Consider the following 22,199-nt stretch of genomic DNA (forward strand, 5'->3'; position numbering starts at 1 on the left):
GTTGCATCACGGTTGGCGCCGGCTCATGGATTGGCGGCTGCGTCCAGCCAGTCATGGGCGCGGCTTCTCGGCTTGGCCACCAGAATGCCTTGCTGCCTTGCCGCCTTTGTGAAGGCTTCGAAAGCAATGCGCGGGCAGCAGCTGCCGTCGACGGCAAGTCCGATCAACCGCGCGGCATCAAGATAGGCCGGCTTTGCCTTGTCGGGCCATTGCTGACGCAGCGCTTTGTCCGCTTCGGCCACCGAGCCGACCAGCATGGTTTTGTTTTCGCTAAAACGCAGCGTAAGCGGCATGAAAGCCGTCATTGGCAAACCTCCCCTTGGCACGATCGCCACACAACGCCCGGGCCGGCGGCTGGTTCCATCGCCCTGATGGTGGGCGCGGCACGGAGGGCTGTATGAGCGAGCGGCCCTTCATGCAGCTCTACGTCTCCGATTTCGTCGGCGACACGTTGCAGCTCTCCACCGAACAGATCGGCGCCTACATGCTGCTTTTGATGGCGATGTGGAACGCCGGGGGCAGCCTGCCCGACGACGATGCCAAGCTCGCCCGCGTGGCGCGCCTGTCGCTTAAGAGATGGCGTGCCATCAGCGCCGATCTCATGACCTTCTTCGAGCGCGAGGGGGGCGAGATCGGCCACAAGCGGCTGACCAGGGAGCTGCACAAGGCGCTGGTCAAAAGCGAGGCGAGGGCCGCCGCCGGTGCACGCGGCGGTGCCGCCACCGCCTTGAAAACAAAGGCGCGTGTCCCAGCAAATGCCGATGGTTTGCCTCGGCATTCTCCAGACTCCAGAAACCAGAGTGAAAAAGCTTCCGCTTTTTCCCGCGCAGGTCAAAACACAACAGCTCCCGCACCTTCGGGAAAGAAATCCGGCTGGCAGCGGCCGAAGACCCACACCGACGCCGCCAATGCCATCATCGAGGAGATCGAGACCCATGACCGCAGCCGAATTGCAGCAGGCGACGAAGGCGCTGGCGGCGATGTTCTCATGCTTCCCGCAATCCGCCCTGACTGACGTCGAGATGCAGCTGCGCGGCTATCTCGCTGCCGTGCGCGACGCCGAGCTTGCCGATCTGCAGGCCGCCATCCAGCGTTTCGTGCGCGGCGAGGTGAAGAGCGGCAACGCCCAGTTCTGCCCGTCCAGCGCGCAGCTCTGCATTGAGGTGCGGGAAAGGCGGACGATGCGCGAGCTGATGGCGAGAAGGGTGGCCGCGGTTCCCGCGAAGCTGGCGGCGGGATGATCAGACAGGCCGGCGGGACAGGGCCCCCCTCTGCCCTGCCGGGCATCTCCCCCTCAAGGGGGGAGATTGGCAGCGTCGCAGGCGGCGCCTTTTCAGTAACCCTGACGATTGGCGAAACCCGTCGCAACATTCGATCTCCCCCCTCGAGGGGGAGATGCCCGGCAGGGCAGAGGGGGGCGCTGTCCCGCCGACCTCTCCAACCAACCACCCACAAACCCCAGGAGCCGCCCCATGCCCAAAAAAACCAAAGCCGCCAAGCCGCAGGCCCCCAAACTGCCGAAGGGCGAGGCCGAGCAGGTGCGCATTCGCCGCGAGGTCGGCCATGATTTCGCGCTGAACGACGACGCCTTCGGCCGCAAGCGGCTCGCCGCCGGCACGGCTGAAGCGCGGCGCGTCTACGAGGTGTCGAATGACGGCTACACCTCCACCGGCGGCATCGTGCGGGTGCGCACGGTCGATCCGCTCATCGGCATCACCTCGCTGTCGCGCCAGCAGCGCGAGGCCGGCCAGCGCTACCGCGAGGACTTTCAGTGCAGCCAGCAGGCCAGCGTCAAACCGATGCGCTGGAGCGAGCGCATCGACGGCGGCCGCCACGGCGGCGGCATCGCCGACAACGTGCTCGACGCCGGCCGCGCGTATGCCGCCGCCACCAGGGCGCTCGGGCATTGGGATGTGGTGGCCGTGGTGCGACAAGTCTGTTGCGCGGGGGAGTCGGTCAAAGGTGTGGCGGAGCAGACGGGCGAGGGCAGGGATGTGGTAACGAAGATGCTGAAGGTCGGGCTGGACCTGCTGGCGGTGCACTATGGGATGATGATGGGGCGGTGAGAAAGATTTTTGACATATGTTATTATTGATAGGTTGCAATAATGCAAAATAGTGCTACATATCTCCTTATTGACAGCTATCAAGGAGAAGCACCATGCCTACGAACGACGTACCCGACTTAGCCGGCCTTGAGTATGAAGCGCAGAATTTCAAAGACCTTGCCGACACCGAGTTTGGTGCAGAGCTCTGGAAGTTCATGAAACGATCCGACAACCTGGTTCGCATGGAAACTGCAACCTATCTTGATCGCGCCGCTGTCGAACCTTTGGCGCCAGGACTTTTGCGCATTTTCGGACCCGAAGTCGCTCAGGATCGCATAAAGCAGATGATCGGCCATATGGCGCGACAGGTCATGGGGGCGATGGGGTTTACTATCGATCGGCAGGGGCTTCGGATTACTCGTGAAAGCATGTTCACGACCGCAACGCGCTACACCAGCGAAGATTTGAAGCGCGATCGTTCGATGGCGATTTCTCCCGAGCAACGAAAGGCGTGGTTGGAAAAGACGGCAGACAGTTCCTTCAACCGCTGGATAGCCGCGCAGGTCAATCGAGTTGACGGCACCCTCGACCTTGATCGGCTCTACGCCGTTGCCAAGAAGTATGGTGTGGCCAAGGAATATCGTCACCTGAATCCCGGACAGCAACGTATGACGATTGGTTTGGCTCTTAGAGCAAGGGTGCCATCGACGGAATATGACAATGTCTGAACAGCCGCCGCAAACCCACACGTAGACCTGACTAGATAAGTGCCGCTGCGTCTAAGTCTGAGGCGATTGGCGGAATCATGGATTCGGCCGGGCTTGGCAAGCCTTATGGGCCACACGGAAAACGCTAGCGTGTAAGAACCTAAAACAGCGCCTTCTCCAACGGCCCCTCCAGCGTCTCCGCAAAGGCCGTCGTCAGATGGTGCCTATCTCGAAATGCCAGTTTGCCTTCGATGAAGACGTGGCACTCCGTCGGGCCGCAGAAGTGGTCGGTGAGGTCGACGTAGAGCGTGTCCGGCACGCTTTGGACCACGGCGCGCTCTTGCGCGGCGGCGCTGTCATTGGCGGCTTGCGCCCTCGGTGTGTCGCAGCGCGAGGGGGCTTCGCGCCACCAGAGCGCGCGGGCGACGCAGGAATCGGCGAAGCTGTCGCCGATCGGGGTGTCGCGGATCACCGCCGTCTCGACGCCGGCCTGGCTGAAGGCCTGCAGTGTGGAGCGCAGGCCTTCCTGCCAGCGCGCGGTCTCTTCTCCGCGCTCGGCGGCGGGCATGTCGCGGGTCAGGTTGCCGATCGAGAATTCGGAGATCACCACCAGGCGTGGCCTGGCCTGGATGATGTCCGCGATCGCCTGTTCGCGCCAAGCGTCGCATTCGGTGTAGTCGCGCTTCAGCACCGCGCTGAAGGTTGGCAGCCGCGAGGCGCGGCATGAGGACTTGAGGTAGGTGACCACCTTGGTGTCGTTGCGGTTCGCCGCCTCGACCAGCGGCGTCGACCAGTGGTCGGCGTGCGAATCGCCAAACAGCACGATGGTGTGGGCGGCGTCCGCCTTGCCGAATGTGCAGGGTTTGGGCGTCACCGTGTGGAAGTCGAGCAGGCAGTTTTCGTCAGTGGCGCGCGCGGTGGAGGGCTGTTGGGCGACCTGTTCGATGCCGCGTTGGGCCGGGTCGATATTGCGCGTGGCGAAATGCGCGCTGGCATAGGCCGCCATCACGCCCACGCCGGTCAGCGCCAAAGCGGGGGCCAGCGCCCATTTGCCCGCTGCCAGCCAGGTACCGCGCCGCGCCGGGTTCTCGATCAAATGATAGGTCAGGAACGCCAGCACCAGGGACAGCGCGCCGCAGCCGAGGCGCTGCGGGATGGTGAGATCCGGCACCAGCATGCCGGCATAGACGATGATAGGCCAGTGCCAGAGATAGAGCGAATAGGAGAGCGTGCCGATCCATTGCAGAGGCGGCAGCGACAGAACGGAAGCTGGCGCCAGGGCTCGCCAGCCGGTCGGGCTGGCTGTCTCCGTGTCGTGTTCTTCACCGGCGCCGCTCAACAGCACCAGCACCGTGCCTATAACCGGCAACAGCGCGTACCAGCCGGGGAAGGGCAGGTCTTCGCTCAAGCGGAGATAGGCCGTCGCGATCAGCGCCAGGCCGAGCCAGCCCTGCACCGCGCGCAGGCCGGGCCGGCGTTGCCACAGGGTCGTCGGCGCCAGCGTCGCCAGGCCGCCGGCGGCGAACTCCCAGGCGCGCAGCGGCGAGAAGTAGAAGGCCCAGGCCGGCGAGAGGCTGGTGAGCCACAGGCACGTGACGAAGGAGGCGAGGCCGGCGACGCCGATCACCATCACCGCCATGCGCCGGCCCTGATGCAGCCAGGCGGCGAACAGCAGCAGCGCCGGCCAGACGAGATAAAACTGCTCCTCCACCGACAGCGACCAGAAGTGGATAAAGGGGTTGCTGAACGCATCGGCGGCGAAATAGTCGAACGACCAGCGCAGCAGCCACAGATTGATGGCATAGGCCGAGGCATACATGGCGCCGTGCGAATAGAGCGCCTGCTCCTGCGGCGCGAGGATGAAATAGCCCGTGCCAAGCGTCGCCAGGATGACGAAGACGGCGGCCGGCAGAAGGCGCCGGGCGCGCCGGGCATAGAAGCGCCAGAGGTCGAGCCTGCCGGTTTCGGTGATCTCGCGCATCAGATGCGTTGATATCAGCCAGCCGGAAATGACGAAGAAGATGTCGACGCCGGCAAAGCCGCCGGGCAGCGCCGTGAGGCCGAAATGATAGGCAACGACCCCGCCGACCGCCAGCGCGCGCAACCCCTGTATGTCAGGCCGGAATGCCGCCACGAAAGCTCCTTCACTCAGCCGGCCTCGCAAGTCGGCCTAGCCCGATAATATTGCAGTGCAGCAAACTTTTCGCAATGCAACATGGCTGGAAAAAGAAAAATGGCCGAAATCTACGTCCATGACAGTGTGAGGACCGGTTTGAATTTTAGCTACCGCTTGACAAATGGCGACGCTGCATTCCTATTTCCGGTTGAGGGACTGGGCAGGGGATCAACCAATGAAAAAAACCTATACGAAGCCGGTGCTTGTAAAGCGTGAGAGACTGTCGACCGTCGTGGCGGAATGCCCGCTCTCGAACTGCATGTGACATGAAGAAAGCGTGGGAAAGGCCGACCCTGGTTCGGCGTGAAAAGCTCTCTGCCGCCGATTGCACGCCTTCGACCTGCCCATAGCCAGGTGGACGTTACAGCGGCATGGCTGGCGGCCATGCCGCCCATGCCATCAACATTTCGCGATTTTCGCGGGCGTCGTTCAGCTCTGGCTTGACAAGGGCTGGGCGGCTCGCTCCACTCGCCACCTTTCCTTGGGCATGGGGATTCTTATGAAGAAGACGTACCAAAAGCCGACGCTCGACAAGCGCCAGCAGCTTTCCAGCATCACCGCGGCCGCGGTCAGCTCGAAACCCTCATAGAGGTTTGGGGCCCGAGGGCTTCTTCGCATATGCCATCGCCGGCTCCTTGAAGACAACCAGCTTTATCGCTGACGATCTGGCGGTGGCGCTCCCAAACCTGCGAGAAGCCGTCGGCCTATCGAGCCGGCTCGACTACCTTGCGGCCGCGCGTCAGATAGGCCAGCAGGCCCAGCAGCAGGAACCCCACCACCCAGCACACGACAAAGGCGGCAACGCCGATGGCGGCGCCCAGGTCGACGCCGAGGCTGAACACATTGGTGCTCAGGCCCGGCAGCTTGTCCGACGCGCCCATGCCGGCATCGGCGGCCCACAGCATCAGCAGGTTGAAGCCGATGAACAAGAGCAGGAAAAACCAGCCGAAGAAGCCGCGCTTGCGCCTGACCACTTCCATGCCCCGTGCCTCCACCGACGTCCCCAATGGCAGGACAATCGCCGATCGGTCTTTGCGGCGCAAGTCAGGATCGTTCCGCGCCGGTCGCCAAAAAAAGGCCCCACCGACAGGGCCGGCGGGGCATTGATCGGAGGTCTGCGATCGCCTTGGGAAGGCGATGCCAAAAGCAACGAGTGCGCCGCGCGAAAAGTTTCACTGGGCGCCAGCCGTTGCCGGTGGCTTCAACCTTTGGTCGGTAAGCCCTGGTGCGCACATCTGCGGTCTCAGAAGAGATTGCCGCGTCGGCGCACATCCAGGCGGCCGAACCTTCAATCCCTCCCACAATGAGTGTCATCGCTGCTACCTCTGGCCTTCTTCAATTCCACCCGCGCCACCCGCCACCGTCTCGATCTCCTGGAGATAAAACACCTTGCTTGGCTGCAGATGGTCGACGCAGAGCTGCGCCAGCACCCAGTTGTCGCGGCGCTTCAGCGCCTCGATCATCATCGAGTGGTGTTGGCGCGAGACGTCGAGCTTCTCCCGGTCGGCCAGCGAATTGGCGCGCACCGGCAGGCTGAGGCGCATGTAGTGTTCGATCGAGGACACCAGATAGGCGTTGCCGCAGGCCGAGAACATAGTCAGGTGGAAGCGGTCATTGGCCTCGTGGATGCCTCTGAGATAGCCCTTGTCGACATGGCCGCTGTAGATGTCGTGGATCTCGATCAATTCCGCGATCAGCGCGTCGCTGACCGGCAGGGGGATCATCAGCGCCGCCTGGCGCTGCAGCATTTCGCGCACATCGTAGATCTGCCGCACCTCCTCGGGCGAGAGCCGGCGCACCATGGCGCCCTTGTTGCGCTCGCGCGTGACGATGCCGAGTTTTTCCAGCTGGTAGAGCGCCTGGCGGATGGTGTGGCGCGAGACCGGGAAGCGGGCGAGCAGCACATCCTCGACCAGGCGCGTGCCGGGTGCCAGCCGGCCGAAGATGATGTCCTCCTCCAGCGCGTGCACGGTGTCGGCTTCCTTGCCGCCATAGTCGAAGCTGTTGAGCATCGCGAACCCTTGTTGTTCCCAGAACAACGCTTGTTGTTTCCCCGGGCAGCACTCTAAAGCGGTTCATCGCTTCACGGAAACGCCGAGCCGCTCTATTTCGTTGTCTGACGCAATTCCCAATTCCTTGTCTGACGCAATTCTCAATTCCTTTCTGACGCAATTCCGGTTGGGAAAGCGCTATGCGCTTTCCCTGGGATACGGTACCTAATCGCATGACCAAAGCGCGCGCCGTGCCTATGCCTAGCAACAGCTTGCTTGCGCCGCTTACGCGGGCGCGGACCTTTTGGACGCCTTTGCAATTCGGCTACCGGCGGGCGCCAGCGATGATCTGGAGGTGCTGGCACGCGCCGCGTTCGAGCGACAGGCGGGATGGATTCGCGCGCTCACTCGTATCCGCGATGTGGTGATGGCGGCAGTCGCCGTCAAATCGTCGCGCGCCATCGGTCTTGCCGCAGCGGCGCATGGGCCGGTTATCGGCTTTTTCCCGGTGCTGTCAAAGAGCGCGACGGAGTTGGTCGTGGGCGAGGACGACCGGCATCTCGACTTCCGCGCCACAATCCAACTTCGCGCCGATGCGGCCAATGGGCGCGAGCTGGTCGTGGGTACCGTGGTGCATTGCCATAACCGGCTGGGGCGTATTTATCTCACGACGATAGCACCGTTTCATCGCGCGATTGTGCGGGCGAGTTTAGAACAGGCGGCAAAAGCAATGACGATTTAAGCTTGCTTCGATGGGATCGGCTGGCTGTGGCCGGACCTTAGCGCTCCGTGGCGCATCCCGCGAATTCGATGGTGTTTTGCATCTGCATGGCAACATGCCCTACCTTCGACGGTGGGTACATCTGGGCAAACGAGGACAGGAGCGAATTTGTCTGAGCGCGACACCAAGCTCCACGGTTGCTGGCGGCTGGTTTCCTTCGATACCGAGCTTCAGGAATCAAAGCAGCGCAGTCAACCTTGGGGCGCCGACCCCAATGGGTACCTCATTTTCGGCTCTGATGGGCGAATGATGGTGCTGGTCACCGCACAGACGCGGGAGCCGGGGAATACAGATGAGAAACTGCTGGCACTTTTCCGTACCGTGATGGCCTATACCGGGCGGTATCGGATAGATGGCGACAGGTTCATCGTCAGGATTGACGCATCCTGGAATGAAGCCTGGAACGGCAGCGAGCAGGAACGGTTCTACAAGCTTGATGGAGACACGCTCGACGTGTTTACGGCCTGGATGCCGAATCCGTTGGTAGCAGGAAATCCAATAGGAAGGGGTATTCTCAGCTTCAGACGCGAGTGATTTTCCCTATGCTGAGTTCGCAGCCCCCTCGCGGATCAGACTGACCACAAGTTGATCCAGGCCGGGGTCATCGAGGCTGACGATATGGGCCATTTCCATCGCTCGTTTCTTGCCGATCCGGGTGACTTCCTGGCGCATGATCACCGAGACGAAGGCCGGGCCTGATCCGGTCAGGACAATGGCCTTGCCGACCAGCACGGGCTCGGAAATGGAAGCCCATTGCAGGGCCAGGATCGATGGCTCGCTGGTCTGGCGGCTGTTGACGCCATTGAAGTAGATCCAGTTCAGGCGCGAGATCACCACGCCGTAATGGTTGCCCGGCACGCGGGCTCCGCCCTGGCCGTCGCCCGGAGCCCACCGCGTCACCCGCCGAAAGGTGACCAGCTCCGCCTCGCGCCGCACGAAAGTGACCGAGCGCATCAGAAGTTCGGGACGGCCGGGCACCGAAAAATAGGTGAAATAAGTACCGCCGGCGATGGCTGGGCTCGGCGGCCGCATCATGTTCTCGTACAGCCTCTGGCGCAGCGATGCGTATTCGTCAGCCTGGCCTTCGACCTCGGGTTCGCGATAGAGTTCGTTCTCGTCTATCTTGAAGTAATCGCATATGAGCTGGGCAGTGGCCTTGTTGGGAACAGCCTGACCCTGCAGATAGCGTTCGAACTGGGTACGGTTTATGCCAAGCGCCCGGCACACCGCACTGACCGAGGCATGCCCCCGGATCAGACGCCTGAGATTGATGGCGAGATTCTGGCGAATTGGCACGACATCATCCCCGCGATTGACGTACGGACCAGTTATTTTAGTAACGGCTTATATCATATTGATCATACCAATAACATATGCTGCGGCCGCTTTCGAATTGGACCTTTGACCTATCGAACGGTTGGAAATGTACCTATTGTACGTATTCGTACAGTGTTCCTATGCAAGCCCCAAAAATCGGCGTAAATGCATCATCAAGAGCGACCTTATCGGCCACTCGACATCGTCTGATGGAGGGTAGTTTGGATACTGCCGGCCTGGTCGACTACACACAAGCCCGATTGAAAATTGTCGGCAACACGATCGCCTCGGCGCGTGCGGGGTTGCTGCCTTGAGCCTTTTCGCCAGACTTCGCGCTGGCAGCCGGTCGGCGGCCTTGATCCCTTACAGATATGTCAAATTGCGCTCAGGTCTTCCCGACGACCTCGACGACCTTCAGAACGCCAGGGATGTCGTCGCCGAAAATCCAGGCTTCCGAATGATTCAGGGGTGGCTGGTGTCCCAGGACGGCATTCTCGACAAGCATGTCATCGTCGAGGACACGGCGACTGGAGAACGCTTCGACGTCACGCCGCTCGAGCGCCGCGTGCCCTTCTTCGAACACCCCGGCACATCCGAAGAGTTCGAGGCACTCTGGCATCAGATCAGCATGCCTGCCTATGCGCCGCCGGTACGGCTCGTCGTGCGGGAGGTTGGCGACGAGGATAGCAAGCCACCGAGGCGGCTTGGCTCCGGATACCGGGCCGCAGAGTGAGAGAGCCGACGCTTGATCCTGTTAGCGAGTGCCGGGCATGATCGTGCCGATCAGCCTGGCATATTCAGCCTCGGGTTCACCGTAACCCCCATTGGCGAGTTCCAGCAGCCCGGCGCGGTCGCGAATGACGATTTCGCCACGGCGCGAGCGGATAAGCGCGCGGCCTTCCAGCAGTTGCAGCGCGACCGTGACGCCCGGCCGCCGCACGCCAAGCATGATGGCCAGGAATTCGTGCGTGATGGCGAGGCTTTCGCCGGGCACCCGATCGTCGCACATCAGCAGCCAGCGTGCCAGCCGTTCTTCCAGCTTCAGCCTGGCGTTGACGAGCGCGGTGCAGCCGGTCTGGGTCTGAAGCGCGTTGACGAAGCGCAGCAGGAACAGGCGCAAGCTCGGGCTCTCCGTAAGGGCCGCGTTGAAAGGCGCGGCATCGATGCGGATGGCTTGCCCTTCGAGCTGCACGTAACAAGCATGGGCGGAGCGGTCGTCGCCCATCACCAGGGGAGCGCCCGTCATGCCTTCGAAGCCGACGAAGCCGACCTCCGCCTCGTGGCCGCTCGGCGTGCTGGCGACGATCGAACCAATGCCCTGTTCGATGAAGTAGACGGCTTCGATAGGAACATTGGGGATGACCAGCATCATGCGTAAAGGCAATTCGCAGCGCTGCATATGCGGCTCCAGCAAAGCGAGGTCATCCGCGCTCATGTGCAGCAACAGCTGGTTTCGATAGTTCTGGTTTCTGCCGGGATCAGATCTTTTGTCGGGATTGGTCATGGCGCGGCCCCAATGCAGGGCAAGAGCCATTCGAACTCCCAGCCGTCCGCGCCCGTATCAACGTGCCGACGATCGCCTTCACATAGGGGCTTTGAACGAAGAAACCTAGGAATGCGGTCTGGAATTCGATGCACGGCGTCCCCCACTGTCGCCCGCATACGAGAAGATCGACCTGAAGGTTAGTGTTGGAAGCGTACCAATTCACAATTGGTACAAAACCGACATATTTCATGTCAGCGCCATGTTTCGGCGACCCCCGAAAATTCCGCCGGCTAATCATGAAGCAACATGGGTTCGGCTGGCCCTGCAAACTGTCCAGGACCATGCCAGATGATGCGCGTCATTGTGCAATTTGGAATTGCTCGCGGGCCTATCTCTTTGACAAAATGGCTCGTTCGAGGATGGCAATCCGCCTATCCGTCTCCACCAGTGCGACCTGCATCAGCGTATCGATCTCGATCGTCGCCTCGAGATGACGCGCATCGATGACCGCTTTTCGCGCGTGGCGCAGATGTTCCCTGACAACGCGCAGGGTCTCGACAACGCTGGGTTGGTCCGACACGGCTAGCCCTCCGTTCCGGCTACAACCCTGAGGCGGGGGTAACGTTCCACCGCGAATTGACTCGCTATTACTGTACGAAAGCGTACAGTTTCCAAGTCGTCCGCCTTTCAGGGCAAACGGGCGCTTGGTAGCCAACTCAGGTGCTCCCGCCATCGACGCGGAGACTGAAATGGCACAAGACCATTCAGGCAAAAGGGTTACAGTTCTGGACTGCGAAATCCTTCGCGGCGCCTTCAGACTATGGAAAATCGCATTGCCGAACGGGAATGGCGCATGCGCGCCCGGGTGCTGGCGCGCGAATTGACAGAGCTCGACCAGATCGATCCGGACATTGTGGAGCGGATCGTGCGCAAATAGGCTTGCCGGCTACGCCTGCTCCATGCCGGTTTGCGCCGCCTCTTCCTCGAGCTTGACAAGCTTTGCCTTGATCTCCTTGGGGTCGGCATGTTCCAGCCCGACGACATCGTTTCTGGTGTCGGCGAGAGCGACGATTATCTCGTCGAGCTTGGCGTGGATGGCGGCGGTGTCGCGATAGCCCTGGATCAGGACGACCCCGGTGATGACGATGGCCGCGACCGACAGCGCGTAGGTGACGGCATTTGTCAGGCCGAAAGGCACCAAGGCGGTACACACCACCATGGCGATGATCATGACGTAGAAACCCGGCGGACGGGACAGGAAATCAGCGGCGACGAAAAGGATCTTGTTCATGCTCCCGCCCACCCTTCCGATATTCGCCAAGCGCCCATGATGCCTGCAAGTTCGTGAAAGGGGTTTTGTTCCAGCAACTTAGGCAACCTCGCGAAGTTCTGCAGAGGAGAAGGAGGCCATGCCGAAATACCAGATCGACGAGATGGATGGAGATGCGCTTTCGGCTTCGCATGTCGCCAGCGGCGCCACCGCTCTCGACGCGTTGCGCAAAATCACCGGCAAGACCGTTTCGATGCGCGCCTTGCAGAACCACTGGTTCAGGGTGGTCGACGAAAGCGAGGGCAGCATCTTCGAGTACAGCGTGGAGCACACGCTCACCGCGCGTCGCTAGTCTTTCGCGCCGTTTTGCGGCCGATGGGCTTGTGTCTAGCGATGGCCTTGGCGGGGGCGGGCGCCTCCGCCGACAGCCGCTGCTCGCGCAGCCGAGCGGTCTTGGCTTCACGCGCCTGACGTTCAAGGTCAATGATCGTCTGGGACTCGCGGGTGGCGCGTTCAATCCGGTCCTTGTCCTGGGGCAGTCGGGCCACGGCATTCTCCTCATATGCTTCGGTGGCACTGAAAATGCAGGCCGGCGAAAAATGTTCCGGCGGCCAGGCCTCAGTACGAAAACGACACCACATTTGTTGTTTGCGCGCCCGCTTATGGCTCATTCGTCCCTCCAGATGACCCGCTTTTCCCACCGGATTTCGACCAGACGCCTGAACCGGATGGTTACATGTTCCTGCCCCACGGGGTGGAACAGTTCGGCGTTCATCGATTCCTTGCGTCCGCATTTTTCGCAGCGGACTTTTGCCCTGACCTCGTCGATGCTCACATTGCCGATGACCTCCCGGAGCTCCTTGGGCTTGTAGAAGCGCTTGATGTTGCAATGGCCGCAACGGATGCGCGCGACCTGCCCTGCGTCATGGGCATGCATCAGGGTCCACGGCATCCCCTTCGGCCATTTTTCTGGTTGATCAGGCATGGCTGAAATGAGGAAAATATTCCTCTTCCGTCAAGAGCCTGTCAGCCATGCACCCCTGATTTCGGTCGAAGCGGGCAAGATAGCCACAGGGCAGGGCCGGTTACGCGTTTTCGGGGCGTACGGTCTCCACCAGAAGCGAGCCAGCTGGAAGGGGACGCAACAATTCGCTCTCGGGCTTGGTCAGGTCGACCCACGCTGCCCAATTCTCTGGTTGGAGAACCACGACCTGACGGTTGTGATAGGGCGCGATGTCAGGCCCGGGCTCGGTCGTCAGCATGGTGAAAGTGGGCGGTTTGTTGCCGGCCGCCTCACGCCAAAGCCCGGCGATGGCCAGGAACGAGGAGCCATTGAGCGTAAAGCGATGTTTCGCCTTCGGATATTTCGCGCCGGTGAATTCGAAGAATCCGGATGCCGGCACCAGACAACGTTTGCTGTTTACGAATTGCCGGCCTTCGGATCGGAAGTTGAAGACAGGCCCGCCTTTGGGACCGGCCGGTGGAAAGCCGAATGTCATTGAAGCCAGTTCGATGGCGTCGCCGTCGGCGGCGCGGCGCATGATGGGCGGTGGATCGTTGATGTGAATGTCGCCAGCCTGGGGCAGGTCGAGTTCGGTCTGATGGCTGGGTATTCGAAGCGCCAGAGACGCCATCATCCGGCAATATTCGGCCCAGGCTACATATTGTTCGTAATCATTGCACATGTGTCTCAATCCCATTTGCAGCGATCGAGTTCCAAAACCCTTGTCACTTGGTGAAGCGGACAAGGAAGAACGCCATGCCAGGATACCAGATTGACTGATATCGCCACGGAAAGCCTTAGCCGCGGCTGGGACTCCGTACGAAAACGACACCACATTTGTTGTTGTGCGCCCGCGCAATCGCCCTAGAAATCAGATGTCACCACCCACGAAACGGCGCTGGTGCTTGAGAGTGTCGTGTACTGCCGCCCTGCCGGGAGATCCGTGATGGAAGACGAACACGAGCCGGGCGGCACGGTATCCGCTCACGATTCCCACATTTTGAAGAACGCCTTCAAGGCGTCGGTCGCAGAGCTGCAGCTGCCGGAAGCGCAATGGGCCGAGCATGCCACGGCGATGCTGTGCGATCTCACCGGCAGTCTCCACGTCGATACCAGCTTCATCGATTGGATTTATCCGCAAGTGAAGAATCCATCAGCCGCCAAGCTGGCCAACGACAATGTCACACCTGAAGATCACCTTGCTGCTGTGACGTTGGCCATCCATGCCACGTTGAGGGGCCTGGCCGCGCCTGTCGACATGCTGATCGAGGCTTTAAGCTTCGAAGCTCCGGCGGACGCAACCGCGCGGCCGTCGGCGCGAAAGCCGTGAGATTCTCACGCATCCGAAGGCTTGGTCTTGCCGGCGCCCTTTCCGCCGCTCAGGAGACCGAAATCTGCTGAACGGGTGCCGCTGCTGGCGTGCAGAAAGCCCTCGGCGGCCAGGCCGCGGCGCAGCAGTTCACGCACGGCAGCCGCGCGGCTCGGCATGCGCTTGTCGAAGCGCCATGTGTCGAGCGCGGCGAATTCCTCTTCGTTCAGCATGACCTGCAGCCGTTCGGGGCGTTCAAGATTGTCGGTCATCATGGCCTCCTTCTCCGGCAATCCAGCCGGTGAGCCGAATGAGTAAGTGACTTATGTGCCTCACAATCTGCCAATGGCCTATTTGGTTCCAAGACAGTCAAACACATTTGTTGCACCGCGTACTCATAGTGCTTAGCTTGCCACACTGGCTTAACATACTAACTAATTGATTGTATTAATGTTTTGTTGAGATTTGTCTTGCTTTGACGAAGACGGCGGCGCATGGTGAAAGGGAGGGAAAACCCAGTCCCCAGGACAGGAGTTTGCCATGTACACCTACCCGATCGAGCTGCGCGACGACCTGAATTACACGCTGGTCAAAACAATCTACGAGTTTGGGATCGTCAATGTTCCGGTGTTGGCGGCGCAACTGGCCAGTCGCCACGGCGACCTCTCGTACGCTGACTCCGAACGATTGGTGCTTGGCTTCGCCCAGCTCTATTCGGCACCGATCGTGTTCGACCGCTCGGGCTGCGATTGGCGCCTGAAGGAGCCTGTCGGCCTGGACAATGACGGCCTGCTGCTCGACATCGTCCAGCACGAGTTTGGCCGCGCTGCTTGAGCTGCAATAGACTGTCCGTTTCCGACACCATCCTTGGCGAATCTTGGTGCGAAACCGACAATCAATCAGGGCGGCGTCGCCTACGTGCATTATGTGCGCGAAGCGAACCGGGTCACCCCTACGCGCATGCGCTGGCTATCGGCAAAGGACCGGGCGTAGGATTCCACATCAAACGTGCTCCAGTGCACGGTGCCGTTGATGACGACGCGAACATGCCATTCGCCCATGGTCTCGGTGACTTCGACGCCATCCGGAATAGGTTGGTCCGCGTCGGCCATGGCTTTCCTCCCGAAGGGCGAAAGCACCTGATTTGGCTCCCAAGCGTCCGTGTGCCGCAGACGGCGGACGACCTGGGAATTATACGCTTCAGATAATCCATTAGCCAATCAATTCAGTGTCCGACCCGATCGCTCCAAAAAGCCTGGCATATTCAGCTTCCGGCATTCCATATCCGCCACTGGCAAGTGCAATCAGTCCAGGCCGGTCGAGGATGACGACCTCACTCCGGCGCGACTGGATCAGGGCAAGACCTTCCAGTTCCTGCAGGGCCACGGTGACGCCTGGCCGCCTGACGCCCAGCATCGTGGCGAGGAATTCGTGGGTAATGGAAAATCGCACGCCCACGACGCGGTCGTCGCACATCAGCAACCACCGCGCCAACCGGACCGTCAATCTCAGCCGCGCGTTGACGAGTGCGGTGCACCCGGTCTGGATTTGCAGGGAATTGACAAAGCGCAGCAGGAACAGCCGCAAGGTGGGGCTGCTCGTCAGAGCCTCAGTAAAGCTGCCCGCGTCGATGCGCATCGCCTCGCCTTCGAGCTGCACGAAGCAGGCTTGCGGCGAGCGGTCGTCGGCCATCACCAGCGGATATCCAGCCATTCCCTCAAAGCCGATGAACCCGATCTCCGCCTCCTGGCCGCCGGACGTGCGCGCGACCACCGACGCAATACCGCGCTCGATGAAATAGACGGCTTCAATCGGCACGTCGGGCATCACAAGGAGCATTCTCAGCGGCAGTGCCACAGGGTGCAAATTCGGCTCAAGCAGTGCAAGATCATCCGCGCTCATCCTGCGCAACAGTTCATTTCTGAATGTTGATGCAGACGAGGCATCGCCAACCAGTGCCTGGCCGGTGACATCAGATTTTTGAATTTCGTAATTCATCGCGTACCTCCCGCAGGGGCGGGAGTACGATCGACACTCTCAAGCGCCAGCGCCCGTTCAGTGGCTGGCGACAGGAGAAGTGTATGCTTTCGACATTTCGATAGCGAGTCATTCCGGGCATAGCCAAGGAGACCGCAAGCGGACCCGCAGCGATACGCTGCTTACTTACAAATCTGCCGGAGAGGGGTGTGGCGACGAAATAGCGGAGTGATCCGCCTCATCAGCTTGAGGGAAGCGCAATGCTCCGCCGCCACCTCAATCAACCGTCTCGGCGCAGGATGGTTCCGTGATTGCAGGGCCGATCGCCCATGCTTTCAAACACCAGCGACCGTTCAATGGCCGGCGACAGGGCGACGGTACGCTTCCGACAATAGGTTAGAGCCAGTGCCACGAATTGTCCGGAACCGTACGCAACGGCCGCCTTCATTGTTCGGCCGCCGGCAACTCGCTAGCTTTCGAGACGCGGCGGACCTCAAATGCCGCCCTGGCTGATACGGGACACGGCCAAGCCGGCATCGCCATCGGTGAAATGCCTCGGTTGCGGGGCCTGCGAATGGAGACGCTGATGCCGAGAGACAGATCCGCCTGATGCCAGGGGACAGATTCGAGTGCGTGAAGGAAGATTCCGGCAGCTGGATGGTGTGGGACCACAAGGGCGGCGCACCCGCAAGGCTGGGTGGGGTTGAGCTGCGCGGCCAGGACAGGCATCGGGCCGAGATCGCGCGTGACATTCTCAGACGGATTTTCCGGACCGGCCCGGACACTACGCGGAGCGACCCTTCGGACGCGTAAGGCGCGGTCCACACGCCCGGCGAGGAACCGCACGCCTCCAGAACGGTTTATCCGCGAAGCGGAGGATTGCATCCATGGTGGTGAATATCGAACAGGCGCTGGCGGACGCGATCCTGGCAATGCGGATGCTGCGAAAATCAATCGACGACCACGGCCATTTGGAAGCGATGATCGACTTCGACAGGCTGATGGCAAATGCGGTCGAGGAAGCCGAGAAGCAATTGGTCAGGCTGCAGGCTTCCGGGTAGCCCTGAATCGCACCAGGGAGGGCGCTTCCTGACATTGGAACGGCCACAAGCCACCCGCGTTGTGGAGCCATGAACTACACCATTCGGAAGGGCACACCCGCCGACGACCCGACCTTGATCCGTCACTATCGGGCGCTGTGGGAAAGCTATGGCGTCGACCCGGTCAACATCAAGGGCGATGCCGAGGACGTCACCCTCGACTTCATCCTGTCAGGGCGCAGGGACTACGAGCTGGCGAGCTTCCTTGCCGAGACAGACGGCGTTGCCGTGGGATCGCTGGCGTGCCAGGTCGAACATCTTCCCTATCCGGATGTCACAGTGCCGTCATTTCGCAAGCACGGCTATATCTGGAGCGTCTATGTCGACCCTGCCGCGCGGCGAAACGGGATAGCGCTTGCTCTGGTGCAGGCCGGGATCGCCTATCTCAGGTCGATCGGCTGCACGAAAGCATGCTTCACGCATCGGATGCCGGTGAGGGCGTCTATCTCGCCGCCGGCTTCACGATCGCCGAGGAGATGCGGCTGGACCTGGCCGCGCCGGCAGTGCCGTGAGCGCAGCCAGATCCGGTTCGAAGTTCAGCCCAGCTTCACCTTCGGCTCGCGTGCCCAGAAGCGCAGCTCGCCGAGGCTTTCGACGAAGCCTGCGGAGTCCTTGGCGGATGCCAGCGCAATGACCGCCTCATCCCTTGCAATGCCCGCCTTGTCCAACAACGGGGCCGCCGCTTCGACGAAGCCGATGAACTTGCAGTGCGCGAAGGCATCGGCGACGAAGTCGCGGGCGGTGGATTCCTTCAAGAGATCGGCCATCGCCGGCTTTGCCGGCAGCAGCGCGACGGCGTCGTAGAGAACCGATGGCGCGCCTGCGATCATCTGCTGCGCGTCGATCCAGCTGCCGTCGCTGGCCTTGGCGCCGCCGACTTTCGGCGCGATGATCTCGAACTTGGCGCCGGCCTTGGTCAGCGCCTGCTTCAGGGCATTGAGCACCGCTGCATCCGTGCCGTCGGTGACCAGTATGCCGAGCTTGCGGCCCTCGAAACGGCCGGGGCCGTTCTTGAGGATGCTGAGCGCATCCGACGGGGCAAGATCCCGGCGTGTCGGCACCGCCGCATCGGCGGGCTTGGGCATGGTCTTCAGGCCAAGCGCATCCGCCACCTTGGCCGCAAGCCCATCATCGATGTTGAGCAGGTGGGACACGATGCGCTCGCGGATGACCGGGGTTTGCACCTTGCTCAGCTCGAAGGTCAGCGCGGCCGCGATGTGGCCTTGTTCCACCGGCTGCTGGCTGATGTAGAACTGGCGCGCCTGGCTGTAGTGGTCGGCAAAGGTTTCCGACCGCAGCCGCGCCTTCGGTCCGGCCTCGACCTCGGCAAAGGAGCGGAACCCCTTGGCCGGGGATTCGCGCGGACCTTCATCCCATGAATTGGGCTGGTAGTTGGCGCGCCCGACCGGGTTGCGCATCGCCATGTGCCCATCCTGCTGGAAATTGTGGAAGGGGCATTTCGGCGCGTTGATCGGGATGTGGGTGAAATTGGTGCTGCCCAGCCTTTTGATCTGCGTGTCGAGATAGGAGAAATTGCGGCCCTGCAGCAGCGGGTCGTTGGAGAAGTCGACGCCCGGCGGCACGTTCTGCGTCATGAACGCGACCTGCTCGGTCTCGGCGAAGAAATTGTCGGGCATGCGATCGAGCACCAGGAGACCGACCGCGATCGGCCGCAGCACCTCCTCGGGGATGAGTTTGGTCGGATCGAGGATGTCGAAGTCGAAACTGTCGGCGAAGGCCTGGTCGAACAGCTGCAGCTGCAGCTCCCATTCGGGGAAATTGCCGGCGTGGATCGCGTCCCAGAGGTCGCGGCGGTGAAAATCGGGGTCGGCGCCGTTGATCTTGACGGCCTCGTTCCAGGCAACCGACTGAAGGCCGAGCTTCGGCTTCCAGAGGAATTTGACGAAGGTCGATTCATCCTTGGCGTTGAGCAGCCGGAAGGTGTGGACGCCGAACCCTTCCATGAAGCGCAAGGAGCGCGGGATGGCGCGGTCGGACATCGCCCACATGATCATGTGCATGCTTTCGGGCGTCAGCGAAATGAAGTCCCAGAAATTGTCGTGCGCGGTCTGCGCCTGCGGGAAGTCGCTGTTCGGCTCGGCCTTCGCGGCATGGATCAGGTCGGGAAACTTGATCGCATCCTGGATGAAGAACACCGGTATGTTGTTGCCGACAATGTCCCAATTGCCCTCCTGCGTGTAGAGCTTCACGGCAAAGCCGCGCACGTCGCGCGCGAGGTCGGCGGAGCCCTTGTTGCCGGCCACCGTGGAGAAGCGCACGAAGGCGGGCGTCTTTTCGCCGGCGCGCTGGAAGATATCGGCACGGGTGAATTTGGCCAGCGATTCATAGGTTTCGAAATAGCCATGGGCGCCATAGCCGCGAGCATGGACGACGCGTTCGGGAATGCGCTCGTGATCGAAATGGAAGATCTTTTCACGGAAGTGGAAGTCTTCGAGCACGGTCGGACCACGGGCGCCGATCCTCAGCGAGTTTTGGTCGTCGGACACAGGGCCGCCTTGCGCGGTGGTCAGCAGCGGCGTCGAACCCGAGGCGGTCTGATGCAGTTCGCCGCCTTCGCCGCGCTTCAGCTTCTGGTCGTGGATGGTCGCGGACGTTCCAGCCGGTTTCGATGCTTGCTTGGCCATGCCTGAAATCCTTGAGGGGTCGATGCGCGGGCTGCGCTGGTTCCTCAATCTCCCTGGCGGCAATGCGTTCCCTGCCGAATTCTGATTCGGAAATGAAGAAGGCCGCCGGTTCGCCCGGCGGCCTTGATTTGCTTTAAAGACCTGGGAACCTCAGAGGTTCTTGTTGATCTTGGCTGCGGTCTTGTTCGTTGCATCCTTGACGGCCGACTTCGCGTCGCCAACCGCCTTCTGGACCTTGCCCTTGGCTTCCTGCGCGGCGCCTTCGGCGCGCAGGCGATCATTGCCGACGGCCTTGCCGACGCCTTCCTTGGCTTTGCCTACGGCCTGATTGGCGAGACCCGAGGCCTTGTCGCTGGTGCTTCCCATGAGATTTTCCTTTTTGCGAAATTGCTTGCCTGACCGGCGAGGACCAACGTCGCTTTGTTTGGAAAGTTCCGATGCGTTTGAGAGCCAGCAAAACGAAAAGGCCCGCCACCGACGCGAATCGTGACGGGCCTTCTGGAGTACACCGGGCGTCCCACCGCCCGGCTGTATGGAAAACTTCACGGCGCGAGGATCGTTCCATCACAGCAAGAAGCCGGCCACCTCAGGGGAGCGGGCTTTCGGGCGTTGCGGGTCGTGCAGGTCCTCCTCCCGGTGCGAGGCCGCGACCTCGCTCATGTCTCAAGCTTCGACGCGCTTCAGATGCAAACCGAGGTGTGGCAGACGGCGGTAACCGCCGAGAGTTTCTGACGCTTTAGAAGCGTCGGTTTGGCGTAGATTTTCTTCATGGGCCTGTCCCCTGTGCAAAGATCAGGATTCGCAAGGATTCGAAGGGGTGCAGAAGGCGGTTACCGCCGAAAGTCTTTCGCGCTTCAAAAGCGTCGGCTTGGCGTAGGGTTTCTTCATGGCCTGTCCCCCAGGGTAAAAATCAGCGTGGGCAAATCGAAGCGGGGCAGTTGGCGGTCACCATCGACAGCCTGTCGCGCTTCACCAAAAGCGGCTTCTGGTAGGTCTTTTTCATGTTGAGTCCCCATTCCCCTATATGCATGAGGAAAGCCCTGCGTCTGTCTTTTGTCAAGCTTCCGCTAAAGTAGGCAGCCCAGCCGGCTGCTCTGCTCAAGGCTCACATTGAGCCACGATCGCCGTCGGCCTTTATCAGGCCGATACTGGATCGACCAAATGCCAATCAGCCGCAAATTTCCGAAGTGGGGCAGGCGGCGGTTACGGCCGAAAGCCTGTCCCGTTTTACCAAAAGCGGCTTCTGGTAGGTCTTTTTCATGGAATCCCCATCCCTATTGACGCCTGAGGTAAGCGCATGCGTGCGACCTTTGTCAAGCAATCGCTAAAATAGAGAAACCCGCCGGCCGGAGCCTGACGGGGTTTGACTGGAGGAGTTCGGGATCGAATGGGAGACGATCCGAGTGAAGCACGCAGATACCGCGCGAAAGTTCCACGCCTTTGCGCCAACAGAAACCTTTGACGGTCCCGAGCTCTTTAGCCGGCTCCCGCTTTCAGTCCTTGCACTGGGAAAGACACTGAACCGCAGCTTGACGTTCGCGATGCCTGCTATTTTAGCTTCTACTGATGCTAAAATCACGCATAGTCGGCGCAACAGGCCGCACGGGGCTTTCAGCGTTCATATTCGCGGTGGTCATCGCGATGGCCACCGCGTCCCGCTCCCGCTACAAGAGGGCGAGAGGGTTTGGGAAATGCTGGTTCGCGAAGGCGATCAAAGGACAATCGATATCGACGTTCGCCTCGCGGCGCTGCTCGCGGCCGTGGCTGGCGCCCTCAACGCGGCGGGTTTTCAGGCCACCGGTTTCTTCTCCGCCAACATGACAGGCAATGTCTCCGCGCTGTCGGATCACCTTGGCCTGGCGCAGTTCGGCCTGGCCGGGCTTTTCCTGTCCCTGGTGATCGCTTTCATCGCCGGCGCCTTCGTTTCTGGCCTGCTGATCGAAGCGGGCCGAAACAGAGGCGTGAGGGCGATCTATGCCTACAGCATTACGCTCGAGGCCGGGATGCTGCTTGCCCTGGGTGTGGTCGACCTCTGGCTGCCGAGTGCCCAAAGCGGGTCGGCACTCGTGCTTGGCCTCAGCTTCGTGATGGGCCTGCAGAATGCGGCCACGACGCGCATATCCAATGCCCGCATCCGCATCACGCATGTCTCGGGAATGGCCACCGATATCGGTCTCGGGCTTGCGGTTCTGGCCAGCACCCAACCCAGCGCGCCGATGCCAGGGCCCGCCTTCGGTTGCATCTCATCACCATCCTGTCGTTCTTCATCGGCGGCGTCGGTGGTGTCATCGTCTACCTGGCGATCGGCGGATGGCTGCTGCTGATCTGTGCCGGTCTGCTCTTCGCCATCGCCTTGCCCGAGGCCCGCCGGGCACGGCGGGCGGCCTGAG

Annotated in this window: 30 protein-coding genes and 1 pseudogene; 13 read left to right on the forward strand and 18 right to left on the reverse strand. The window is 61.3% G+C overall.

The features are described from left to right. Nucleotides 1-23: 23 nt before the first annotated feature. On the reverse strand, nucleotides 24-305 hold the full coding sequence (locus A3A9_RS0116975; RefSeq protein WP_027059846.1) for a DUF982 domain-containing protein: 282 nt from the start codon (nucleotides 303-305) through the stop codon (nucleotides 24-26). Between the two features lie 92 nt (nucleotides 306-397). Here A3A9_RS0116975 and A3A9_RS0116980 point away from each other — a divergent pair, with 92 nt between their 5' ends. The 4 genes from A3A9_RS0116980 to A3A9_RS0116995 all read left to right on the forward strand — a co-directional run bounded on the left by A3A9_RS0116980 (nucleotide 398) and on the right by A3A9_RS0116995 (nucleotide 2,775). Continuing rightward, on the forward strand, nucleotides 398-1,015 hold the full coding sequence (locus A3A9_RS0116980; RefSeq protein ID WP_027059847.1) for a YdaU family protein: 618 nt from the start codon (nucleotides 398-400) through the stop codon (nucleotides 1,013-1,015). After that, on the forward strand, nucleotides 936-1,241 hold the full coding sequence (locus A3A9_RS0116985) for a hypothetical protein (RefSeq protein WP_152536118.1): 306 nt from the start codon (nucleotides 936-938) through the stop codon (nucleotides 1,239-1,241). Before A3A9_RS0116980 ends, A3A9_RS0116985 begins: the two co-directional genes overlap by 80 nt. Nucleotides 1,242-1,472: 231 nt before the next feature. Then, nucleotides 1,473-2,066 carry a DUF6456 domain-containing protein gene (locus A3A9_RS0116990; RefSeq protein ID WP_027059849.1) on the forward strand — a complete coding sequence of 198 codons (594 nt, stop codon included), beginning with the start codon at nucleotides 1,473-1,475 and terminating at the stop codon, nucleotides 2,064-2,066. A gap of 94 nt (nucleotides 2,067-2,160) precedes the next feature. Continuing rightward, nucleotides 2,161-2,775 (forward strand): hypothetical protein, encoded by a 615-nt coding sequence (locus A3A9_RS0116995; protein ID WP_027059850.1) that lies wholly within the window; start codon nucleotides 2,161-2,163, stop codon nucleotides 2,773-2,775. A 139-nt stretch (nucleotides 2,776-2,914) separates the two neighbouring features. Here A3A9_RS0116995 and A3A9_RS0117000 read toward each other — a convergent pair whose 3' ends face one another. From A3A9_RS0117000 to A3A9_RS0117015, 3 genes are all read right to left on the reverse strand, one after another. Then, complete coding sequence (locus A3A9_RS0117000; RefSeq protein ID WP_027059851.1) at nucleotides 2,915-4,888, reverse strand: acyltransferase family protein; 1,974 nt, start codon at nucleotides 4,886-4,888, stop codon at nucleotides 2,915-2,917. A gap of 746 nt (nucleotides 4,889-5,634) precedes the next feature. Beyond that, nucleotides 5,635-5,910, reverse strand: a complete 276-nt coding sequence (locus A3A9_RS0117010) for a hypothetical protein (RefSeq protein WP_027059852.1) — start codon at nucleotides 5,908-5,910, stop codon at nucleotides 5,635-5,637. Nucleotides 5,911-6,249: 339 nt separating this feature from the next. Next, the gene (locus A3A9_RS0117015; RefSeq protein ID WP_027059853.1) at nucleotides 6,250-6,942 is read right to left on the reverse strand and encodes a GntR family transcriptional regulator; all 693 of its coding nucleotides are present in this window, start codon (nucleotides 6,940-6,942) and stop codon (nucleotides 6,250-6,252) included. 283 nt (nucleotides 6,943-7,225) lie between these two features. Here A3A9_RS0117015 and A3A9_RS39015 point away from each other — a divergent pair, with 283 nt between their 5' ends. Both A3A9_RS39015 and A3A9_RS0117025 read left to right on the forward strand, forming a co-directional pair. Continuing rightward, the gene (locus tag A3A9_RS39015; protein WP_245279054.1) at nucleotides 7,226-7,663 is read left to right on the forward strand and encodes a DUF2867 domain-containing protein; all 438 of its coding nucleotides are present in this window, start codon (nucleotides 7,226-7,228) and stop codon (nucleotides 7,661-7,663) included. A gap of 147 nt (nucleotides 7,664-7,810) precedes the next feature. Further along, nucleotides 7,811-8,236: a lipocalin-like domain-containing protein gene (locus A3A9_RS0117025; RefSeq protein WP_027059854.1), complete on the forward strand. Its 426-nt coding sequence runs from the start codon at nucleotides 7,811-7,813 to the stop codon at nucleotides 8,234-8,236. Nucleotides 8,237-8,242: 6 nt separating this feature from the next. Here the strand turns inward: A3A9_RS0117025 and A3A9_RS0117030 are convergent, their stop codons facing one another. Further along, on the reverse strand, nucleotides 8,243-8,998 hold the full coding sequence (locus A3A9_RS0117030) for a helix-turn-helix domain-containing protein (RefSeq protein WP_027059855.1): 756 nt from the start codon (nucleotides 8,996-8,998) through the stop codon (nucleotides 8,243-8,245). A 400-nt stretch (nucleotides 8,999-9,398) separates the two neighbouring features. Here A3A9_RS0117030 and A3A9_RS0117035 point away from each other — a divergent pair, with 400 nt between their 5' ends. Then, nucleotides 9,399-9,752 (forward strand): hypothetical protein, encoded by a 354-nt coding sequence (locus tag A3A9_RS0117035; protein WP_152536119.1) that lies wholly within the window; start codon nucleotides 9,399-9,401, stop codon nucleotides 9,750-9,752. Between the two features lie 21 nt (nucleotides 9,753-9,773). Here A3A9_RS0117035 and A3A9_RS0117040 read toward each other — a convergent pair whose 3' ends face one another. The 3 genes from A3A9_RS0117040 to A3A9_RS0117055 form a co-directional block, all read right to left on the reverse strand. Beyond that, the gene (locus A3A9_RS0117040; protein ID WP_027059857.1) at nucleotides 9,774-10,523 is read right to left on the reverse strand and encodes a Crp/Fnr family transcriptional regulator; all 750 of its coding nucleotides are present in this window, start codon (nucleotides 10,521-10,523) and stop codon (nucleotides 9,774-9,776) included. Between the two features lie 370 nt (nucleotides 10,524-10,893). Further along, nucleotides 10,894-11,085, reverse strand: coding sequence for a hypothetical protein (locus tag A3A9_RS0117045; RefSeq protein ID WP_027059858.1), 192 nt, complete (start codon nucleotides 11,083-11,085; stop codon nucleotides 10,894-10,896). Nucleotides 11,086-11,451: 366 nt separating this feature from the next. After that, nucleotides 11,452-11,796: a low affinity iron permease family protein gene (locus A3A9_RS0117055; RefSeq protein ID WP_027059859.1), complete on the reverse strand. Its 345-nt coding sequence runs from the start codon at nucleotides 11,794-11,796 to the stop codon at nucleotides 11,452-11,454. 118 nt (nucleotides 11,797-11,914) lie between these two features. Between A3A9_RS0117055 and A3A9_RS0117060 the strand changes: the two genes are divergently transcribed. Then, entirely contained in the window at nucleotides 11,915-12,127 is a 213-nt protein-coding gene (locus A3A9_RS0117060; protein ID WP_027059860.1) for a hypothetical protein, read from the forward strand. Here A3A9_RS0117060 and A3A9_RS45215 read toward each other — a convergent pair. The 3 genes from A3A9_RS45215 to A3A9_RS0117075 all read right to left on the reverse strand — a co-directional run bounded on the left by A3A9_RS45215 (nucleotide 12,111) and on the right by A3A9_RS0117075 (nucleotide 13,460). Further along, the gene (locus A3A9_RS45215; protein ID WP_152536120.1) at nucleotides 12,111-12,446 is read right to left on the reverse strand and encodes a hypothetical protein; all 336 of its coding nucleotides are present in this window, start codon (nucleotides 12,444-12,446) and stop codon (nucleotides 12,111-12,113) included. The genes A3A9_RS0117060 and A3A9_RS45215 overlap by 17 nt on opposite strands. Beyond that, nucleotides 12,443-12,727 carry a hypothetical protein gene (locus tag A3A9_RS0117070; RefSeq protein ID WP_152536121.1) on the reverse strand — a complete coding sequence of 95 codons (285 nt, stop codon included), beginning with the start codon at nucleotides 12,725-12,727 and terminating at the stop codon, nucleotides 12,443-12,445. Before A3A9_RS0117070 ends, A3A9_RS45215 begins: the two co-directional genes overlap by 4 nt. 133 nt (nucleotides 12,728-12,860) lie before the next feature. Further along, nucleotides 12,861-13,460, reverse strand: a complete 600-nt coding sequence (locus A3A9_RS0117075; RefSeq protein WP_027059863.1) for an SOS response-associated peptidase — start codon at nucleotides 13,458-13,460, stop codon at nucleotides 12,861-12,863. Between the two features lie 264 nt (nucleotides 13,461-13,724). On the opposite strand from A3A9_RS0117075, the gene A3A9_RS39020 reads away from it, so the two are divergent. Further along, nucleotides 13,725-14,108 carry a hypothetical protein gene (locus tag A3A9_RS39020; protein ID WP_033838616.1) on the forward strand — a complete coding sequence of 128 codons (384 nt, stop codon included), beginning with the start codon at nucleotides 13,725-13,727 and terminating at the stop codon, nucleotides 14,106-14,108. A gap of 5 nt (nucleotides 14,109-14,113) precedes the next feature. Here the strand turns inward: A3A9_RS39020 and A3A9_RS0117085 are convergent, their stop codons facing one another. After that, a complete protein-coding gene (locus tag A3A9_RS0117085; RefSeq protein WP_027059864.1) occupies nucleotides 14,114-14,359 on the reverse strand; it encodes a hypothetical protein in 246 nt (81 codons plus the stop codon). A gap of 268 nt (nucleotides 14,360-14,627) precedes the next feature. On the opposite strand from A3A9_RS0117085, the gene A3A9_RS0117090 reads away from it, so the two are divergent. Then, the gene (locus A3A9_RS0117090) at nucleotides 14,628-14,921 is read left to right on the forward strand and encodes a hypothetical protein (protein WP_027059865.1); all 294 of its coding nucleotides are present in this window, start codon (nucleotides 14,628-14,630) and stop codon (nucleotides 14,919-14,921) included. An 89-nt stretch (nucleotides 14,922-15,010) separates the two neighbouring features. On the opposite strand, the gene A3A9_RS0117095 is transcribed toward A3A9_RS0117090, so the two are convergent. Together A3A9_RS0117095 and A3A9_RS0117100 are read right to left on the reverse strand one after the other, a co-directional pair. Then, nucleotides 15,011-15,199 (reverse strand): hypothetical protein, encoded by a 189-nt coding sequence (locus A3A9_RS0117095; protein WP_027059866.1) that lies wholly within the window; start codon nucleotides 15,197-15,199, stop codon nucleotides 15,011-15,013. A 100-nt stretch (nucleotides 15,200-15,299) separates the two neighbouring features. After that, nucleotides 15,300-15,989 (reverse strand): Crp/Fnr family transcriptional regulator, encoded by a 690-nt coding sequence (locus A3A9_RS0117100; RefSeq protein WP_051370998.1) that lies wholly within the window; start codon nucleotides 15,987-15,989, stop codon nucleotides 15,300-15,302. Between the two features lie 962 nt (nucleotides 15,990-16,951). On the opposite strand from A3A9_RS0117100, the gene A3A9_RS44840 reads away from it, so the two are divergent. Both A3A9_RS44840 and A3A9_RS41225 read left to right on the forward strand, forming a co-directional pair. Beyond that, complete coding sequence (locus tag A3A9_RS44840; protein WP_161634510.1) at nucleotides 16,952-17,125, forward strand: hypothetical protein; 174 nt, start codon at nucleotides 16,952-16,954, stop codon at nucleotides 17,123-17,125. 69 nt (nucleotides 17,126-17,194) lie between these two features. After that, nucleotides 17,195-17,518: pseudogene (locus tag A3A9_RS41225) on the forward strand (GNAT family N-acetyltransferase); the annotation flags it as partial. A 182-nt stretch (nucleotides 17,519-17,700) separates the two neighbouring features. On the opposite strand, the gene A3A9_RS0117120 reads toward A3A9_RS41225, so the two are convergent. From A3A9_RS0117120 to A3A9_RS44030, 4 genes are all read right to left on the reverse strand, one after another. Beyond that, a complete protein-coding gene (locus A3A9_RS0117120; RefSeq protein ID WP_027059868.1) occupies nucleotides 17,701-19,809 on the reverse strand; it encodes a catalase in 2,109 nt (702 codons plus the stop codon). A gap of 150 nt (nucleotides 19,810-19,959) precedes the next feature. Next, nucleotides 19,960-20,175 carry a CsbD family protein gene (locus A3A9_RS0117130; RefSeq protein ID WP_027030177.1) on the reverse strand — a complete coding sequence of 72 codons (216 nt, stop codon included), beginning with the start codon at nucleotides 20,173-20,175 and terminating at the stop codon, nucleotides 19,960-19,962. A 314-nt stretch (nucleotides 20,176-20,489) separates the two neighbouring features. Beyond that, nucleotides 20,490-20,579: a putative RiPP precursor gene (locus A3A9_RS44025; RefSeq protein WP_152536122.1), complete on the reverse strand. Its 90-nt coding sequence runs from the start codon at nucleotides 20,577-20,579 to the stop codon at nucleotides 20,490-20,492. Nucleotides 20,580-20,719: 140 nt separating this feature from the next. After that, the gene (locus A3A9_RS44030; RefSeq protein ID WP_152536123.1) at nucleotides 20,720-20,812 is read right to left on the reverse strand and encodes a putative RiPP precursor; all 93 of its coding nucleotides are present in this window, start codon (nucleotides 20,810-20,812) and stop codon (nucleotides 20,720-20,722) included. 400 nt (nucleotides 20,813-21,212) lie between these two features. On the opposite strand from A3A9_RS44030, the gene A3A9_RS41230 reads away from it, so the two are divergent. Continuing rightward, a complete protein-coding gene (locus tag A3A9_RS41230) occupies nucleotides 21,213-22,133 on the forward strand; it encodes a YoaK family protein (RefSeq protein ID WP_245279055.1) in 921 nt (306 codons plus the stop codon). Nucleotides 22,134-22,199 lie beyond the last annotated feature (66 nt).

It is taken from the genome of Mesorhizobium loti CJ3sym (genome assembly GCF_000472785.1).
Lineage (GTDB): Bacteria > Pseudomonadota > Alphaproteobacteria > Rhizobiales > Rhizobiaceae > Mesorhizobium > Mesorhizobium loti_E.

What these genes read in the sequence shown, in the direction of transcription:
- A3A9_RS0116975 (WP_027059846.1), bottom strand. Translation starts at nt 305, where the DNA reads ATGACGGCTTTCATGCCGCTTACGCTGCGTTTTAGCGAAAACAAAACC.
- A3A9_RS0116980 (WP_027059847.1), top strand. Translation starts at nt 398, where the DNA reads ATGAGCGAGCGGCCCTTCATGCAGCTCTACGTCTCCGATTTCGTCGGC.
- A3A9_RS0116985 (WP_152536118.1), top strand. Translation starts at nt 936, where the DNA reads ATGACCGCAGCCGAATTGCAGCAGGCGACGAAGGCGCTGGCGGCGATG.
- A3A9_RS0116990 (WP_027059849.1), top strand. Translation starts at nt 1,473, where the DNA reads ATGCCCAAAAAAACCAAAGCCGCCAAGCCGCAGGCCCCCAAACTGCCG.
- A3A9_RS0116995 (WP_027059850.1), top strand. Translation starts at nt 2,161, where the DNA reads ATGCCTACGAACGACGTACCCGACTTAGCCGGCCTTGAGTATGAAGCG.
- A3A9_RS0117010 (WP_027059852.1), bottom strand. Translation starts at nt 5,910, where the DNA reads ATGGAAGTGGTCAGGCGCAAGCGCGGCTTCTTCGGCTGGTTTTTCCTG.
- A3A9_RS0117015 (WP_027059853.1), bottom strand. Translation starts at nt 6,942, where the DNA reads ATGCTCAACAGCTTCGACTATGGCGGCAAGGAAGCCGACACCGTGCAC.
- A3A9_RS0117040 (WP_027059857.1), bottom strand. Translation starts at nt 10,523, where the DNA reads ATGACCAATCCCGACAAAAGATCTGATCCCGGCAGAAACCAGAACTAT.
- A3A9_RS0117055 (WP_027059859.1), bottom strand. Translation starts at nt 11,796, where the DNA reads ATGAACAAGATCCTTTTCGTCGCCGCTGATTTCCTGTCCCGTCCGCCG.
- A3A9_RS0117060 (WP_027059860.1), top strand. Translation starts at nt 11,915, where the DNA reads ATGCCGAAATACCAGATCGACGAGATGGATGGAGATGCGCTTTCGGCT.
- A3A9_RS45215 (WP_152536120.1), bottom strand. Translation starts at nt 12,446, where the DNA reads ATGAGCCATAAGCGGGCGCGCAAACAACAAATGTGGTGTCGTTTTCGT.
- A3A9_RS0117070 (WP_152536121.1), bottom strand. Translation starts at nt 12,727, where the DNA reads ATGCCGTGGACCCTGATGCATGCCCATGACGCAGGGCAGGTCGCGCGC.
- A3A9_RS0117075 (WP_027059863.1), bottom strand. Translation starts at nt 13,460, where the DNA reads ATGTGCAATGATTACGAACAATATGTAGCCTGGGCCGAATATTGCCGG.
- A3A9_RS39020 (WP_033838616.1), top strand. Translation starts at nt 13,725, where the DNA reads ATGGAAGACGAACACGAGCCGGGCGGCACGGTATCCGCTCACGATTCC.
- A3A9_RS0117085 (WP_027059864.1), bottom strand. Translation starts at nt 14,359, where the DNA reads ATGACCGACAATCTTGAACGCCCCGAACGGCTGCAGGTCATGCTGAAC.
- A3A9_RS0117090 (WP_027059865.1), top strand. Translation starts at nt 14,628, where the DNA reads ATGTACACCTACCCGATCGAGCTGCGCGACGACCTGAATTACACGCTG.
- A3A9_RS0117095 (WP_027059866.1), bottom strand. Translation starts at nt 15,199, where the DNA reads ATGGCCGACGCGGACCAACCTATTCCGGATGGCGTCGAAGTCACCGAG.
- A3A9_RS0117100 (WP_051370998.1), bottom strand. Translation starts at nt 15,989, where the DNA reads ATGAGCGCGGATGATCTTGCACTGCTTGAGCCGAATTTGCACCCTGTG.
- A3A9_RS44840 (WP_161634510.1), top strand. Translation starts at nt 16,952, where the DNA reads ATGGTGGTGAATATCGAACAGGCGCTGGCGGACGCGATCCTGGCAATG.
- A3A9_RS0117120 (WP_027059868.1), bottom strand. Translation starts at nt 19,809, where the DNA reads ATGGCCAAGCAAGCATCGAAACCGGCTGGAACGTCCGCGACCATCCAC.
- A3A9_RS0117130 (WP_027030177.1), bottom strand. Translation starts at nt 20,175, where the DNA reads ATGGGAAGCACCAGCGACAAGGCCTCGGGTCTCGCCAATCAGGCCGTA.
- A3A9_RS44025 (WP_152536122.1), bottom strand. Translation starts at nt 20,579, where the DNA reads ATGAAGAAAATCTACGCCAAACCGACGCTTCTAAAGCGTCAGAAACTC.
- A3A9_RS44030 (WP_152536123.1), bottom strand. Translation starts at nt 20,812, where the DNA reads ATGAAAAAGACCTACCAGAAGCCGCTTTTGGTGAAGCGCGACAGGCTG.